The 15345-nt window shown below is 57.7% G+C and carries 13 protein-coding genes; 1 reads left to right on the forward strand and 12 read right to left on the reverse strand.

Annotated features, from left to right (window positions below; translation table 11 throughout):
- The first annotated feature begins 103 nt into the window (after positions 1 to 103).
- Complete coding sequence (locus AC3WS9_RS05190; protein ID WP_492487122.1) at positions 104 to 868, forward strand: AraC family transcriptional regulator; 765 nt, start codon at positions 104 to 106, stop codon at positions 866 to 868.
- Here the strand turns inward: AC3WS9_RS05190 and leuA are convergent.
- The 12 genes from leuA to nrdH form a co-directional block, all read right to left on the reverse strand.
- A complete protein-coding gene (leuA, locus tag AC3WS9_RS05195; protein WP_492487124.1) occupies positions 865 to 2514 on the reverse strand; it encodes a 2-isopropylmalate synthase in 1650 nt (549 codons plus the stop codon). The genes AC3WS9_RS05190 and leuA overlap by 4 nt on opposite strands.
- 111 nt (positions 2515 to 2625) lie before the next feature.
- Positions 2626 to 4164: a multidrug efflux MFS transporter permease subunit EmrB gene (gene emrB / locus AC3WS9_RS05200; RefSeq protein ID WP_282492878.1), complete on the reverse strand. Its 1539-nt coding sequence runs from the start codon at positions 4162 to 4164 to the stop codon at positions 2626 to 2628.
- A gap of 16 nt (positions 4165 to 4180) precedes the next feature.
- A complete protein-coding gene (gene emrA, locus AC3WS9_RS05205) occupies positions 4181 to 5356 on the reverse strand; it encodes a multidrug efflux MFS transporter periplasmic adaptor subunit EmrA (protein WP_282492879.1) in 1176 nt (391 codons plus the stop codon).
- A 127-nt stretch (positions 5357 to 5483) separates the two neighbouring features.
- Positions 5484 to 6014, reverse strand: coding sequence for a transcriptional repressor MprA (gene mprA, locus AC3WS9_RS05210; protein WP_100779188.1), 531 nt, complete (start codon positions 6012 to 6014; stop codon positions 5484 to 5486).
- Positions 6015 to 6395: 381 nt separating this feature from the next.
- On the reverse strand, positions 6396 to 7580 hold the full coding sequence (locus AC3WS9_RS05215; protein ID WP_492487127.1) for an MFS transporter: 1185 nt from the start codon (positions 7578 to 7580) through the stop codon (positions 6396 to 6398).
- Positions 7581 to 7785: 205 nt separating this feature from the next.
- Positions 7786 to 8781 (reverse strand): glycine betaine/L-proline ABC transporter substrate-binding protein ProX, encoded by a 996-nt coding sequence (proX, locus tag AC3WS9_RS05220; RefSeq protein WP_285144879.1) that lies wholly within the window; start codon positions 8779 to 8781, stop codon positions 7786 to 7788.
- A gap of 9 nt (positions 8782 to 8790) precedes the next feature.
- The gene (proW, locus tag AC3WS9_RS05225; protein ID WP_285154472.1) at positions 8791 to 9858 is read right to left on the reverse strand and encodes a glycine betaine/L-proline ABC transporter permease ProW; all 1068 of its coding nucleotides are present in this window, start codon (positions 9856 to 9858) and stop codon (positions 8791 to 8793) included.
- On the reverse strand, positions 9851 to 11053 hold the full coding sequence (proV, locus tag AC3WS9_RS05230; RefSeq protein ID WP_282492883.1) for a glycine betaine/L-proline ABC transporter ATP-binding protein ProV: 1203 nt from the start codon (positions 11051 to 11053) through the stop codon (positions 9851 to 9853). The genes proW and proV overlap by 8 nt, the downstream gene beginning before the upstream one ends.
- A 434-nt stretch (positions 11054 to 11487) precedes the next feature.
- Positions 11488 to 12447, reverse strand: coding sequence for a class 1b ribonucleoside-diphosphate reductase subunit beta (gene nrdF / locus AC3WS9_RS05235; protein ID WP_492487130.1), 960 nt, complete (start codon positions 12445 to 12447; stop codon positions 11488 to 11490).
- A 9-nt stretch (positions 12448 to 12456) separates the two neighbouring features.
- Positions 12457 to 14601 carry a class 1b ribonucleoside-diphosphate reductase subunit alpha gene (gene nrdE, locus AC3WS9_RS05240; RefSeq protein ID WP_492487132.1) on the reverse strand — a complete coding sequence of 715 codons (2145 nt, stop codon included), beginning with the start codon at positions 14599 to 14601 and terminating at the stop codon, positions 12457 to 12459.
- On the reverse strand, positions 14574 to 14984 hold the full coding sequence (nrdI, locus tag AC3WS9_RS05245; RefSeq protein ID WP_095283018.1) for a class Ib ribonucleoside-diphosphate reductase assembly flavoprotein NrdI: 411 nt from the start codon (positions 14982 to 14984) through the stop codon (positions 14574 to 14576). Before nrdI ends, nrdE begins: the two co-directional genes overlap by 28 nt.
- Positions 14981 to 15235: a glutaredoxin-like protein NrdH gene (nrdH, locus tag AC3WS9_RS05250; protein ID WP_095283017.1), complete on the reverse strand. Its 255-nt coding sequence runs from the start codon at positions 15233 to 15235 to the stop codon at positions 14981 to 14983. Before nrdH ends, nrdI begins: the two co-directional genes overlap by 4 nt.
- Between the last annotated feature and the right edge of the window lie 110 nt (positions 15236 to 15345).

Below are 15345 nucleotides of genomic sequence, written 5' to 3' on the forward strand. Positions count from 1 at the left end.
CGGTGGCGCTGCGCTTACCGGGCCTACAAAAACACGCTGGTCCCGTAGGCCGGGTAAGGCGAAGCCGCCACCCGGCACCCACGCCGCCCTCCTGCGAAACCCTATGACCACAACCTCAACGTTCTCCTTTGCCCATCGCCCGCTGGTTCCTTTCGCCCATGACTATCAAAATGGCGACTGCGAGCCCTGGCACCAGCACGACTGCGCCCAGCTGTTGCACAGCCTGAGCGGCGTGGTGCGCGTTGATACGGCGGCCGGATGTTGGGTCGTGCCACCCGGACGCGGCGTCTGGCTGCCCGCCGGGACGCCGCACGCGATACGCATCACCGGCAACGTTGCGGCACGAACGCTGTTTATCGATCCCCTGGCGCGTGCCGATCTGCCCGCGTCATGCCAGATCGTCCAGATCTCCCCCTTACTGCGCGAACTGATCGTCAGCGCCTTCGATCTCCCCGAATCTTATTCCCCCGGCAGTCGCCATGAGCGCATCTATGAGCTGATCCTCGATGAGATCCGCCTGATGCCGGTACTGCCATTCTGCTTGCCTGAACCGGAAACGGACGTACTGCGCCAGCTGTGTCAGCAGATCCGCAGTGAGCCGGAAAATCACTGGAGCAGCGCGCAGGCCGCCAGCCTCACCAGCATGAGCGAGCGCACCCTGAACCGCCATTTTCAGCAGCAAACCGGATTAAGTTTCGGAGAATGGACGCGGCGGGCGCGCCTGCTGGAGGCGCTGGTTCGGCTGGCACAGGGCCAACCGGTTCTGCGCGTGGCGCTCGATCTGGGTTACGGCAGCCACAGCGCGTTTACGGCGATGTTTCGCCGGGTGATGGGAATCTCACCCAGCGACTATTTCAGGAACGCTTAGCCGACGGCGTTGAGCAACGCCTGAAGCGAGGCGCGCGCTACGTCGTTATCAATCCCGACACCCCAGCGGCTGCTGCCGTCCTGGAACAGACAGCGAATGTACGCCACCGAGCGGCTGTCGCTGCGCGCCCCCAGCGAGTGCTCGTGATAATCCTTAATCACAAACGGCGTGTTCAGCCAGCGGCTGATTCCGCTGGCCGCCGCCGATAACAGACCATTCCCCTGACCCTCAAGCTGACGCGTACCGCCCTCGACGGCGACAGTCGCGGTCAGGCGCTGCTGGCCGTCCTGCTGGCTCTCGCTCCGGTAACTTTGCAGGGCAAAATGCGGCGTCGCCACCAGGCCGTAACGCGCGCGGAACAGCTGCCACAGGGCGTTTTGCGTCATCTCTTTGCCGTGGCTGTCGGTCTCCTGCTGCACGTGCTGGCTGAAATCCTGCTGCAGGGCGCGGGGCAGTTTGAGCCCGTGGTTTTGCTCGATCAGCCACGCGCTGCCGCTTTTCCCCGACTGGCTGTTCACCCGGATCACCGCCTCGTAGGAGCAGCCGATATCCTGCGGATCGACGGGCAGATAGGGCATCTCCCAGCGCTCGTCCGGTTGACGAGCATCAAAGCCTTTTTTAATCGCATCCTGATGGGAGCCGGAAAAGGCGGTATACGCCAGACTGCCCGCCCACGGATGGCGCGGGTGAACAGGCAGTTGATTGCAGCTCTCCACCACCTCAACCACCTGCGTCATGTTGCTGAAATCCAGACCGGGGCTCACGCCCTGGCTGTACAAATTCATCGCCAGCGTCACCAGACAGACATTCCCCGTGCGCTCGCCGTTACCGAACAGGCAACCTTCCACACGATCGGCTCCCGCCATCACCGCCAGCTCCGCGCTGGCGACGCCCGTGCCGCGATCGTTATGCGGGTGAACGCTAATACACACCTCGCTCCGGCGGCTAAAGTGACGACAAAAATACTCAATCTGATCAGCGTAAACATTCGGCGTGCTGACTTCCACGGTGGCAGGCAGGTTGAGGATCATCGGCCGCTCGGCGCACGGCTGCCAGATCTCCGCGACCGCTTCGCAAATCTCCAGCGCAAATTCCGGTTCGGTAAAACAGAAGGTTTCCGGGGAGTATTCGTACTGCCAGAGCGTGTCGGGGTTCTCCTCGCACAAGGTGCGGATCTGGCGCGTTGAGCGTACGGCGAGCTCAACAATCTGCGCTTTATCCATGCCAAACACCAGGCGGCGGAACAGCGGGGCAGTGGCGTTGTACAGATGGATGGTCGCCCGTTTCGCGCCGCGCAATGATTCGAAGGTGCGGACAATCAAATCTTCCCGCGCCTGGGTGAGCACCTGAATGGTGACATCATCGGGAATACGATTTTCTTCAATGAGCTGGCGAACAAAATTGAAATCGGTCTGCGAGGCAGACGGGAAGGCGACTTCGATCTCTTTAAAACCGCAGCCGAGGAGTAACTCCCAGAACTGCAGCTTGCGCGCGCTGTCCATCGGCTCGGCCAGCGCCTGATTCCCGTCGCGCAAATCGGTGGAGAGCCAGCGTGGTGCCTGGGTGATACGTTGCTCCGGCCAGCGGCGGTCGGGCAGGGAGATCGGGGGATAAGGCTGATATTTTTGTGCGGGATGTTTCAGCATGATGCGCTCCTGTTGTCTTTTCACTATCGTGAAGCGATTTCAGGAGCGCTGCTTTATCAGAACTGACAGAAGCTGTCGCGAAACGGACAACTTTCCCGGCGAGGCGCCAGGTTAGTGCGCGCCACCGCCACCACCGCCCGCGCCGAACGGCGGTTTGGCAAACCAGATCAGCCCCAGCAGCAGGATAAATATCCCTGCGGAGAACCAGAAAATCTCGTTGGCAGAGATAATCAGCCCCTGGTTGGTGATCTGCTGGGCAATCCAGCCCGACGCCTGTTGCTCCGTCATCCCCATGCCTTCCAGCTGGGAATACATCTGCTGGGCATTCGGGTTGAAGGCGTTCACCGATTCGGTCAACTGCGCATGGTGCAACGACTCGCGGTTAGTCCACAGCGTGGTAGTGATGGACGTCCCGATGGAGCCCGCCAGCGTACGCGTGAAGTTCGACAGACTCGATGCCGCCGCCATTCGCTCTGGCGGAAGTCCCGACAGGGTGATGGTGGTGAGTGGCATAAAGAAGCACGCCACGGCAAAGCCCTGAATAAACTGCGGCCACGCGGACGCGCCAAAGTCCATTCCCGGTTCGAACGTATACGCACGCCAGTAGAAGCACACCGCATACATAATAAAGCTGAATGTCACCAGTCGACGCATGTCGAGCTTATGGGCAAAGCGACCAATAATCGGCGACAGCAGGACCGGAATCAGACCAACTGGCGCAGAGGCCAGACCCGCCCAGGTCGCGGTGTAGCCGTATACCTCCTGCAACAGCTGCGGCAGCAGAACGATCGCGCCGAAGTAGAGCATATAGGCGAGACTGATACACAGGCAGCCGATGGTGAAGTTTCGCGACTTAAAGAGCGAGAGATCGACGATCGGGTTATCGTCCGTCAGCTCCCAGACAATCAGGAAGCTGATCGCCACCACCGCGACGACGGTGAGCACGATGATCTCCTGCGAGGCGAACCAGTCCAGCTCTTTACCCCGGTCGAGCATAATCTGCAGACTGCCAATCCCCAGCACCAGCAGCGCCAGCCCCACGCCGTCGATACGCCGCTGTTCGGTTTTGGTTTCCCGACCGCGCAACGACTGCAGCGTCATCAACACCACCGCCGCACCGATAGGTACGTTGATGAAGAAGATCCAGCCCCAGTGGTAGTTATCGCTGATATACCCGCCGAGAATCGGCCCGCAAATCGGGGCGACAATCACCGTCATCGACCACAGCGCCAGCGCGATAGAGCGCTTGGCGGGCGGGTAGTTATTCAGCAGCAGACTTTGCGACAGCGGGATTAACGGCCCGGCCACAATCCCCTGGATCACGCGGAAGAAGATCAGCATCGTCAGGCTGTTGGACATGCCACACGCCCAGGAGGCGATGACGAACAACACCGTTGACCACAGGAACAGCCGAACTTCCCCGACGCGCTTCGCCAGCCAGCCGGTAATCGGAATGGAGATCGCATTCGCGACCCCAAACGAGGTGATCACCCAGGTCCCCTGGCTCAGGGATGAGCCGAGGTTCCCGGCGATGGTCGGGATCGCCACGTTTGCGATGGTGGAGTCCAGCACCTGCATGAATGTCGCCAGCGACAGCGCAATGGTCATAATGACCAGCTGCGCCCCCTCCAGCGGTTTTTGCTGTTGCATACCGCTCACCTTCGGATTAACCGGCGTTCGCTTTCACGATGTCGTCAATCAGCTTGTTGACCGGATCAAGGCTGATTTCACGGGCGTTGCTTTCATAGGCCGGATGAGTGCGAACCTGGTTCGCCAGCATCTGACCGTCTCGATTAGCGGTATCCACGGTGACGAGGGTCGACAGACCGATGCGCAGCGGGTGATCGGTGAGCTGTTTGCCATCCAGTTCGATACGCACAGGCAGACGCTGAACCACTTTGATCCAGTTCCCGGTGGCGTTCTGCGCAGGCAGCAGGGAGAAGGCACTGCCGGTCCCCATATCCAGACCGACCACTTTACCGGTGTACTTCACGTCGTCGCCGTAGATATCACTGACGATAGTCGCGGTCTGGCCGATACGCATGTGGGCGAGCTGCGTCTCTTTGAAGTTCGCATCCACCCACAGATTGGAGGCCGGAACCACCGCCATCAGCGGCGTTGTTGGGCTTATCTGGGCGCCAGGCTGAACGGAGCGGCGCGAAACATAGCCGGTCATCGGGCTGACAATCTTGGTACGCTGCAGGGCGAGCCATGCGTTACGCACTTCGGTTGCCGACTGTTTCACGGCAGGCTGTTCTTCCAGATTGGTGCCCAGAATCATCGCCTGGTTGGCGTTGTACTGCTGAATCGCCACGTCGAGCTGCGCCTGCGCGCTGGCCACGGCGTCACGGGCGTGTTGCAGCTCTTCACGGCCAATCAGGTTGGCGGTGCCGAGCGGCACGCGACGGTTGAGGTCGCTCTGCGCCTGAGCCAGTGCGGTTTTCTGCACGTCGATGCTCGCCTGCAGCTGTTTGCTGTTGATCATCGACTGGCGGGTTTGACGCACGCTGGCGGCCAGCTGAGTCTGCGCTTTTTCAAACGCCTGCTGGGCATCGGTCGGATCGAGCGTGACCAGCACATCCCCTTTCTGCACAAAGTCGGTATTGTCAGCCCAGACTTTCGTCACGCTGCCCGACACCTGCGCCATAATCTGAACCTGGTTCCCTGCCACGTATGCGTCATCGGTTTCTTCAATATGACGTAGTACTAAAAACCAATAGATCCCATATGCCACGGCAATAATAATAAAGAGCAAAGTCAGCAGCAGAAGGGCGCTCTTGCGTTTGCCTTTCTTAGTGTTGACCGGTTGCTGCGGGGGAGTGTTCTCCGCATTTGCGCTCATTGTAGTTCTCCACGATCTTCTTATTTTCACATCGGCTGAGCCGACCTGTTGTCAGAAAGGCCAGCAGTGTGACGTGCTGGCCTATCAATTTTTTTATTAAATCTGGATGGTTGAGCGTGTCGTCGCGTTAGCTCAGCGCCTCAAGAATGGCGCCTTCTTCATCCATCTGATCCAGACGGGTGAGAAGCTTGCGAGTGATGTGCTCGAGCTGATCGCGTTCGGTGGTGCTCAGGGCAGACCAAAGTTGATGCAGACAGTTGTGCTGAGGTGGAAGCACCCCGCGCAGGAATTCGTGACCTTTGTCGGTCAACTGCAGATGCAGACAACGGCGGTCGTTGTCGCTTTCACGGCGCTCAATCCAGCCGCGTTTTTCCAGCTCATCGGCGATGCGGGTCGCGTTGGTACGGGACGAACCCAGTGCGCAGCTCAGCTCCGAAGGCTGAATGCTGTGATCTTCCTGAGACTCCAGGGTAATCAACGCCATAAACAACGTCTCGTTAATCCCTTGAGCTTTCAGCATCTTATTGCGGTTATCCAGCAGCTTACCCTGCATGTGCATGCACAGGCGGGTTAACAGGATTTCCTGATAAGGGAAGTCCTCATAACGACTGGCGCGAAATTTAAGCATTTGTTCAATGGGCGTAAACGAACTATCCATTTGGGTATGACCTCATTAATTACAGTCGATATAGTAACGACAGTGACAAATAATGTAAATGAATTATTTGTGCGGTTATATCCGCCAAACTGATATCACTGTCAGAAAGTGCCGGGTGAGTCCGTGACCCGGTAAGCACAGAAAAGGAAGGGCAAACGCCCATGAAAGACGGGGTCGGGTGATGCGAAACAGCATGAAGTTTCAAACGGGATGGAGATGTCAGCGATCTGCAGGGGAGTGGTGAAGCCACCAGGTCTAAACTTTTCATGCGGTAATCTAATATGTCACCCACAGTAAAATTTCTGGGATAAATAATTACGCTCACCTTAACAGAGTGTGGGGCTGCTTAACACCCTAAGTCGCCCCAAACCGATGTAAAGCTTAGATAATGGCTTCCTGCTGGTGATATCCGCGCCACCAGATGAGCAGGTTGATGGCGGCGACAACCGTACCCACCACGCAAACCCCCGTCCAGCCCGCGTGCTGCCACGCGGAAGCTGAAATCAGCGAGCCCGCTGCACCGCCAATAAAGTAGCTGGTCATGTAACCGGCGGTCAGGCGGTTACGCGCCTCAGGTTTCACGCGGTAGATCACCGTCTGGTTAGTGATATGCACGCCCTGGACCGTCAGGTCGAGGACCAGTATCCCGACAATCAGCGACAGCACCGAGATATGCCCGTACCAGATTGCCGCCCACGAGAGCAGCAGCAGGACCAGCCCGGTAGACGTCGTCAGATGGGATTTACCTTTATCCGCCAGCCCCCCGGCAGGACGAGCCCCCAGCGCACCGGCCGCACCCGCCAGACCGAACAGGCCAATCACCCCTTCGGAATAGTTGAACGGCGGTGAGGCCAGCAGGAAGGCCATCGAGGTCCACAAAATGCTGAAGTTGGCAAAGGTGAAACAGCCCAGCAGGGCGCGCGTTCTCAGGAGTTTATCCTGGGTGAACAGGCTGAAAACCGAGCCAAGAAGCTGTGGATAGTTGAGATGGTTTTCCTGCTTCACTTTTGGCAGACCGCGCCACAGGGCAAAGGCCATCACCACCATTAACACGCTGGCGACCCAGTAGACCGTCCGCCAGCCGCCGAGACTCGCCAGCAGTCCGGCCACGGTTCGCGCCAGCAAAATCCCCAGCAGCAGGCCGCTCATGATCGTGCCGACGACTTTCCCGCGCTTTTCCGGAGCCGCGAGGGTGGCGGCCAGCGGGACGAGGATTTGCGCCACCACCGAGAACAGCCCGGTCAGCGCCGTACCGAGGATCATCATCCCCAGCGACTGGCTGGAGGCGGTGATCAACATCCCGCCTGCAGCCAGCAGCGTCATCGAGACGATTAATCTGCGGCGTTCAAACATATCGCCCAGCGGCACGAGGAACAGCAGCCCCGCGGCATAGCCAAGCTGGGCGGCGGTGACAATAAATCCGGCTGAACTGGCCGAGAGAGAAAAGGCGCGGGCGATAGTGTCGAGCAGGGGCTGCGCATAGTAGTTACTGGCCACCGCCAGGCCGGTTGCCACGGACATGAGCAGAATAAGTGCCGGGCTAAGCCCTTGAGATGTTTTTGTCATGGGGTTCAACAATCGTAAGTTAAGTGATTATTTTTTCAGAAACCATCATAACGGATGAATGTGAATGTTGGGGATTTGTTGCGTGGTGGTTTGTGCGGTTTAGGGTTGGGAGGGTGAGATTGTGCGGCCTGATGCCCTCACCCTAACCCTCTCCCACGGGGAGAGGGAACCTAATCCCCCTCTCCCTTTGGAAGAGGGGAAAACCTTACTTCTGCGCGCTCAGCGCCTCATTCACCCAGCCGTCGAACTGCTGCTGGTGGGCTTTGATCCAGCCGTCAACGTGACCCTGAACATCCGCCTCAGACGATTTGCCTTCGTGCATCATCGCGTTCTGCGCGTTGATATCCGCCAGGGGCAGTTTCATCACCGAGAACAGCTTCGCCGCCGCCGGGTTTTTCTCAGCCCAGGCTTTGTTCGCGACGATGTGCATGGTGTTCACCGGGAAACCGTAGTTCATGCCGTTCGGCAGTTTGGTGTCGATATCTTTCTGTTCGCCTGGCAGAGACGAGAACGGCACCTGCAGCCACACCACATCTTTACCCGGCTTCAGCACATCGCTCACCCAGTACGGCGTCCAGGTGTAGTAGATCACTGGTTTGCCTTCTTTAAAGCGGGCGATGGTATCGGCCATCATTGCGGAGTAGTTCCCGTGGCTGACGTCGACGGTCTTCTCCAGATCGAAGGCTTTGTTCTGGTGATTAATCACCGCTTCACAGCCCCAGCCCGGCGAACAGCCCATCATGTCGGCTTTGCCGTCACCGTTGGTGTCGAACAGTTTGGCGATCTTCGGATCTTTCAGCTGCTCAACGTTGGTGATGTGATATTTGTCGGCGGTTTTCTTATCGACTAAATAGCCCTGCGCCGCACCGGTCACGAAGGTGCCTTCGCGGTAAAACTTCTTACTCCCGCCCGCTGCGGCATACATATCATCATGCAGCGGCTGCCAGTTGACGGCGGTAAAGGTCGCATCGCCAGAGGCAATCGAGGTGTAACCCACGTTGTAATCCACTTCGCTCGGCTTATTCACCGTGTAGCCCAGCTTCTCCAGCGCGCGGCTGACGAGAAGGGTCTGGAAGGACTCTTCCGAAATGGTGCTCTGAACCGGTTGAACGGTCATGCCTTTGCCCGGCAGATCAGCGGCGAACGCGCTGGTGGAGACAAGGGTGGCAAACGCTGTGGCAAAAAGAATGTTATGTCGCATCGTTGTTCCTTATTTAATGAATGGACGGGTCAACAACCCGACCGGGCCGGTGCTGTACCAGCGGCGGTTGCCGCGACTGCGTGAGTCACGACCGACAGCCTGAGTCAGGCGGTCAAGAATAATGGCGAGGATCACGATCCCGACGCCGCCCACGGTGGCCAGCCCCATATCGAGACGACCGATGCCGCGCAGAACCATCTGGCCGAGTCCGCCCACGGCGATCATCGAGGCGATCACCACCATCGACAGGGCGAGCATCAGCGTCTGGTTCACGCCCGCCATAATGGTCGGCATCGCCAGCGGGAGCTGCACTTTGAACAGCATCTGGCGCGGGCTGGCACCGAACGAGCGCGAGGCTTCGATCAGATCTGCCGGCACCTGGTTAATCCCCAGAATGGTCAGACGGATGATCGGCGGCAGGGCGAAGATAATGGTCACCACCACACCCGGCACGTTCCCGATCCCGAACAGCATGACAATCGGCACCAGATAGACAAACGCCGGTGTGGTCTGCATCGCATCCAGCAACGGCCGAATAATTTTCGCCGCCCTCGGACTGCGCGCCAGCCAGATCCCCATCGGCAGGCCGATCACCACGCAGAACAGCAGGGCGGTGAGGACCAGCGCCAGAGTAATCATGGCCTGGGACCAGGCACCGATCGCACCAATCACAATCAGTGAAATCAGCGTGGCGATCCCCATGCCTGCGCTGCCAAACTGCCACGCAATCAGGGCGAACAGGGCGATGGCGACAGGTGCGGGCATGCCGAGCATCATCTGCTGGAAGCCGTTCAGGATGTAATCCACCGGGACACGAATGCCCTGGAACACCGGACGGAAGTGGGTCACCACCCAGTCGATGCCCTCGGTCACCCAGCTGTCGAGCGGGATCAGGGTTTTATGGAACGGGTCCATAATATTGAAATGTTCCGGTGCCGGAGCTGGCGCGCTGGTGAGCCAGTCTGCCGTGCCGCCGCCGTCAGCGGGCGCAGGCGCGGAAGTGCCCCACGCGTCTGCCGATTGTGCGGCGCTATCCGCCGCTTCTGTGGTTCCCCACGGGTTTGATTGATCAGCCATTGTTTGCCCCCTCGCGATCTAAAGCCTGCAGCAACATGCGTTTTGAAATGATGCCGACGTATTGTTGTTCTTCCCCGACAACCGGAACCGCGCAGGGCGCCTGGCCGACGTGAGAGAGCAACTCGCTGAGCGGCGTTTCGGCGTCCACGGCAAGCGGAGCGTCGAGTAACGCCGCATCGATTCCCTGGTTTTCGCTAAGCGCTTTTTTCAGAGAGTCGATGGAGACAATGCCCACAAATTTATTCCCGCGTTCAATGACATAGCCATATTCGCGGTCTTCATCCTGCAACAGTTTGAGCGCCGAACGCGGGCCAAAACCTGGCGTGCGACGAATAATGCCGTCCAGCGCACGACGGGAAATATCCTTGGCGCTAAACACCTGGCTAATATCCACGCCGCGGAAGAAGGTGCGGACATAATCATTGGCCGGATTATTCAGAATTTCATCCGGTGTACCGACCTGCACCACTTCGCCGTTTTGCATAATGGCAATACGATCGCCAATACGCATTGCTTCATCGAGATCGTGGGAAATAAAGACCACGGTTCGCTGATGTTTTGCCTGCAGTTTTACCAGCTCATCCTGCATCTCGGTACGAATTAATGGATCGAGCGCCGAGAAGGCTTCATCCATTAATAAAATATCGGGATTGATGGCTAATGCGCGGGCTAAACCGACGCGCTGACGCATCCCGCCAGAAAGTTCATCCGGATAGCCGTGGGCATAATTTTCCAGCCCCACCTGACGTAATGCATCCAGCGCTTTTTCCTGACGAATCGCCGCAGGGATTCCCGCTAATTCCATACCGAAAGCGGTATTATCCAGTACCGTCATATGTGGCATTAGCGCGAATGACTGAAAGACCATCGCTATCTTTTTCCTGCGCACCTCACGAAGCTCGGCGTCAGATATTTTGGCGATGTCTTCGCCATCAATCAGCACCTGTCCGCGGGTGGGTTCAATCAGGCGATTGAGAAGGCGAACCATGGTCGATTTACCCGAACCGGATAATCCCATGATGACGAAAATCTCGCCTTCTTCAATTGCCAGACTGGCGTCTTTAACGCCAAGGGATAATCCTGTTTTCTCCAGGATTTGTTCTTTTGAAAGTCCTTTTTCAATATATTTGAACGCGCGCTGCGGATGCTCGCCAAATACTTTATATAGATTTTTAACTTCTAATTTAATTGCCATGCAATAGAAATATTCCCGTTATTTGATTGCGTCGATATGAATACCATTAAAAATAATGAACTGGCCATACCCTAACATACTGAGAATCTGAGACAACCCTTGCGCCGCTTGTGGCACGAATTTTGCCGTTAGCGAAACGGCTGAATTTCCCATGAGGAAAGGGCTGAGCGGGTGTTGAATTTTTCTGAGATTTTTGCCGCGCGGTCGGGGAATTTCTTCTGAATCGGAATAATTCAGGAGAATATGACGCTGGAATTACAGTATAGATGATGGGGGATATTTGTGGGGGAGGAAGTGGAATTTATATTAAATTCAGATTCGTTATTTTCCCCTCACCCCGGCCCTCTCCCCAAAGGGGCGAGGGATAAAAGACCGCACCGAGCGATCCCCTCTCCCCTTTGGGGAGAGGGTTAGGGTGAGGGGACAACGCCGCGCTAAAAATCCCAGTCCTCATCCTCCGTCTCCACCGCCTTACCCATCACGTAAGACGACCCGGAGCCCGAGAAGAAGTCGTGGTTTTCGTCGGCATTCGGCGAGAGCGCCGCCAGAATGGCCGGGTTCACCTCCGCCATTTCCGGCGGGAATAGCGCCTCGTAGCCGAGATTCATCAGCGCTTTGTTGGCGTTGTAGCAGAGGAAGGCTTTCACATCCTCCTCCCAGCCGGTGCCCGCATACAGCTCTTCGGTGTAGCGCAGCTCGTTATCGTAGAGATCCATCAGCAAATCGAGGGCAAAACCTTTCAGCTCTTCGCGCTTCTCTTCGCTAATTTTCTCCAGCCCTTTCTGATACTTATATCCGATGTAATACCCGTGTACCGCTTCATCGCGGATGATCAGGCGAATCAAATCGGCGGTATTGGTGAGTTTGCCGCGGCTCGACCAGTACATCGGCAGCCAGAAGCCAGAATAGAAGAGGAAGGATTCCAGAAACACGCTGGCGATTTTCTTCTTCAGCGGCTCATCGGCCTGATAATACTCCAGCACCAGCTGGGCTTTGCGCTGGAGCGAGGCGCTCTCTTCGCTCCAGGTATAGGCCGCATCGACATCTTTGGTCTGGCACAGCGTCGAGAAAATCGAGCTGTACGAGCGGGCGTGGACCGCCTCCATAAAGCTGATATTCGACATCACCGCCTCTTCGTGCGGGGTCAGCGAATCGGCCATCAGCGCCGGGGCGCCGACGGTATTCTGAATGGTGTCGAGCAGCGTGAGCCCGGTGAACACGCGGATGGTCAGCTGCTGCTCGGCGTGGCTGAGCGTGGCCCACGCCGGAATATCGTTGGAGAGCGGCACCTTTTCCGGCAGCCAGAAGTTGCTGGTCAGGCGGTTCCACACCTCCAGATCTTTATCGTCCTGGATCGTGTTCCAGTTAACGGCACTGACGCGTGACAGTTTCATCCTTTCTCCTTACAGCGCGCAGGACACGCAGCCTTCAATTTCGGTGCCTTCCAGCGCAAGCTGACGCAGGCGAATGTAGTACAGGGTTTTGATCCCTCTCTTCCAGGCGTAGATCTGCGCTCGGTTGATATCCCGCGTGGTGGCGGTATCGGGGAAGAACAGCGTCAGGGACAGCCCCTGATCCACATGGCGCGTGGCCTCGGCGTAGGTATCAATAATCTTCTCCGGGCCGATCTCATAGGCATCCTGATACAGCGCCAGATTCTCGTTGGTCATAAACGGCGCGGGATAGTACACGCGCCCGGTTTTGCCTTCCTTGCGGATCTCAATTTTCGAGACGATCGGGTGAATGCTCGACGTCGCGTGGTTGATATAGGAGATCGATCCGGTCGGCGGCACCGCCTGCAGATTCTGGTTGTAGATGCCGTACTGCATCACGTCGGCGCGCAGTTGCTGCCACATCTCACGCGTCGGGAGATGGACTCCGGCGCGGGCAAACAGCGCGCGCACTTTGTCGGTTTTCGGCTGCCAGTCGCTTTCCAGATACTGATTAAAATACTCCCCGCTGGCGTAGCGCGACTGCTCGAATCCGACGAAACGCTGGTTGCGCTCGCGGGCCAGCATCATCGACGTATGCAGGGCGTGCCAGGTGATGGTGTAGAAATAGAGGTTGGTGAAATCCAGCCCCTCCGGGCTACCGTAGGCGATGCCTTCCCGCGCCAGATAGCCGTGCAGGTTCATCTGCCCGAGCCCGATGGCGTGGGACGCGGCATTCCCGGCTTCAATCGACGGCACGCTGCGGATGTGGCTCATGTCCGAGACCGCCGTCAGGCCGCGAATGGCTGTCTCCACGGTGCGGCCAAAATCCGGCGAATCCATGGTATGGGCAATATTCAGCGAGCCGAGATTGCAGGAGATATCCTTGCCAGTCTCCGCGTAGTCCAGGTTCTCGTCGTAAGTGGACGCGCTGTTAACCTGCAAAATCTCCGAGCACAGGTTGCTCATGTTGATGCGCCCGGCAATCGGGTTGGCGCGGTTCACCGTATCTTCATACATGATGTACGGATAGCCGGACTCAAACTGGATCTCGGCCAGGGTCTGGAAGAAATCGCGGGCGTTGATGTATTTTTTTCGAATGCGGTCGTCGGCGACCAGCTCGTCGTACAGCTCGCTAATTGCCGCGTCACCGAACGGCTTGCCGTAGATGCGCTCGATATCGTACGGCGAGAAGAGGGCCATCCCGGCATTCTCTTTCGCCAGCTGGAAGGTGATATCCGGGATCACCACGCCAAGCGACAGAGTTTTGATACGGATTTTTTCGTCGGCGTTTTCGCGCTTGGTATCCAGAAAACGCAGGATGTCCGGGTGATGGGCGTGGAGATAGACCGCCCCCGCGCCCTGACGCGCCCCCAGCTGGTTGGCGTAGGAAAACGCATCTTCCAGCATCTTCATCACCGGGATCACGCCGGACGACTGGTTCTCGATGCGCTTGATCGGCGCGCCGGATTCCCGCAGGTTCGACAGCAAAAACGCCACGCCGCCGCCGCGCTTGGAGAGCTGCAGCGCCGAATTCACCGCGCGGCCAATCGACTCCATGTTGTCTTCGATGCGCAGCAGGAAGCAGGAGACCAGCTCGCCGCGCTGGGCTTTACCGCAGTTGAGGAACGTTGGCGTCGCAGGCTGGAAACGCCCGGAGAGGATCTCATCCGTCAGCTGCTGTGCCAGCGCCTCGTCGCCCTGGGCGAGGGTTAGGGCGACCATGCAGACGCGGTCTTCAAAACTTTCCAGATAGCGTTTGCCGTCGAAGGTTTTGAGCGTGTAGCTGGTGTAATACTTCCAGGCCCCGAGGAAAGTCTGAAAACGAAAACCGCTGGCGTGGGCGCGTTCAAACAGGCTCACCACGAAAGCGCGGTCGTAGCGCGTCAGCACGCGTTCTTCGTAATAACCCTCGTTGACCAGGTAGTCGAGCCGCGCCTGCTGGCTGGCAAATTGCACTGTGTTTGGCCGAACGTGGGCGGCGAAAAAGGCGTCGACCGCCTCGTGGTCTTTGCCAAACTGAATATGCCCCTCGCGATCGTAGAGGTTCAGCATGGCGTTCAGGGCATGGTAATCCGTCGATCCCTGCATTACGCGTTCTGCGGTTGTCGTTGCCAAAATTCATTCACTCCTTTACGCACGTTCTCTACGTCCTGCTGTGTCCCCATCAGTTCAAAACGATAGAGATACGGCACGCCGCACTTTTGCGAGATAACATCCCCGGCGCGACAGAAAGCATCGCCAAAGTTGCGATTGCCTGCCGCGATCACACCGCGAATCAGCGCCCGGTTATGGGGATCATTCAGAAAGCGGATCGCCTGGCGGGGCACCGCGCCCGCCGTTCCACCGCCGCCGTAGCTGGGGACCACCAGAATGTAAGGTTCGTCTACCTGAATCCGCTCGCGCTCGTTGAGCGGAATACGCACCGCGGGCAGCCCGACGCGCTCAATAAAGCGCAGCGTGTTTTCCGAGCTGCTGGAGAAGTAGACGAGCAGACTCATGCGCTGGCGGCCTGAGTTTGCAGGCGGTTAATCATGTCCGGGCGAAAGCCTGACCAGCTGGTTTCCCCGGCGATCACCACCGGAAGCTGACGAAATCCTTGTGCGCGCAGGGTATCTGCCGCATCGGGCTGTAAGTCCACATTCACCATCTCAAACTCGACGCCGCGGCTTTCCATTGCACGTTTAGTGGCGTGGCACTGAACACAGTCGTTACGAGTGTAAATAGTAATGCTCATGATTCGTATTTCCATTTAAAATGAAGGAGCGGCGCGAATGAACGCGTCAGGTTGTGTGTGTCTTGTCAAAAGGAATACTAGATGTAGTTGATGTAAGTTTCAACCATACAAGATATGGGATTTAA

Source organism: Lelliottia sp. EB106-05-01-XG201 (assembly GCF_058791735.1).

Excerpts from the sequence above, each read along its gene's own strand:
- nrdI (WP_095283018.1), bottom strand. The coding sequence starts at position 14,984 with ATGAGTCTGCTCGTCTACTTCTCCAGCAGCTCGGAAAACACGCTGCGC.
- mprA (WP_100779188.1), bottom strand. The coding sequence starts at position 6,014 with ATGGATAGTTCGTTTACGCCCATTGAACAAATGCTTAAATTTCGCGCC.
- proV (WP_282492883.1), bottom strand. The coding sequence starts at position 11,053 with ATGGCAATTAAATTAGAAGTTAAAAATCTATATAAAGTATTTGGCGAG.
- AC3WS9_RS05190 (WP_492487122.1), top strand. The coding sequence starts at position 104 with ATGACCACAACCTCAACGTTCTCCTTTGCCCATCGCCCGCTGGTTCCT.
- proW (WP_285154472.1), bottom strand. The coding sequence starts at position 9,858 with ATGGCTGATCAATCAAACCCGTGGGGAACCACAGAAGCGGCGGATAGC.
- proX (WP_285144879.1), bottom strand. The coding sequence starts at position 8,781 with ATGCGACATAACATTCTTTTTGCCACAGCGTTTGCCACCCTTGTCTCC.
- AC3WS9_RS05215 (WP_492487127.1), bottom strand. The coding sequence starts at position 7,580 with ATGACAAAAACATCTCAAGGGCTTAGCCCGGCACTTATTCTGCTCATG.
- emrB (WP_282492878.1), bottom strand. The coding sequence starts at position 4,164 with ATGCAACAGCAAAAACCGCTGGAGGGGGCGCAGCTGGTCATTATGACC.
- nrdF (WP_492487130.1), bottom strand. The coding sequence starts at position 12,447 with ATGAAACTGTCACGCGTCAGTGCCGTTAACTGGAACACGATCCAGGAC.
- nrdH (WP_095283017.1), bottom strand. The coding sequence starts at position 15,235 with ATGGAAATACGAATCATGAGCATTACTATTTACACTCGTAACGACTGT.
- emrA (WP_282492879.1), bottom strand. The coding sequence starts at position 5,356 with ATGAGCGCAAATGCGGAGAACACTCCCCCGCAGCAACCGGTCAACACT.
- leuA (WP_492487124.1), bottom strand. The coding sequence starts at position 2,514 with ATGCTGAAACATCCCGCACAAAAATATCAGCCTTATCCCCCGATCTCC.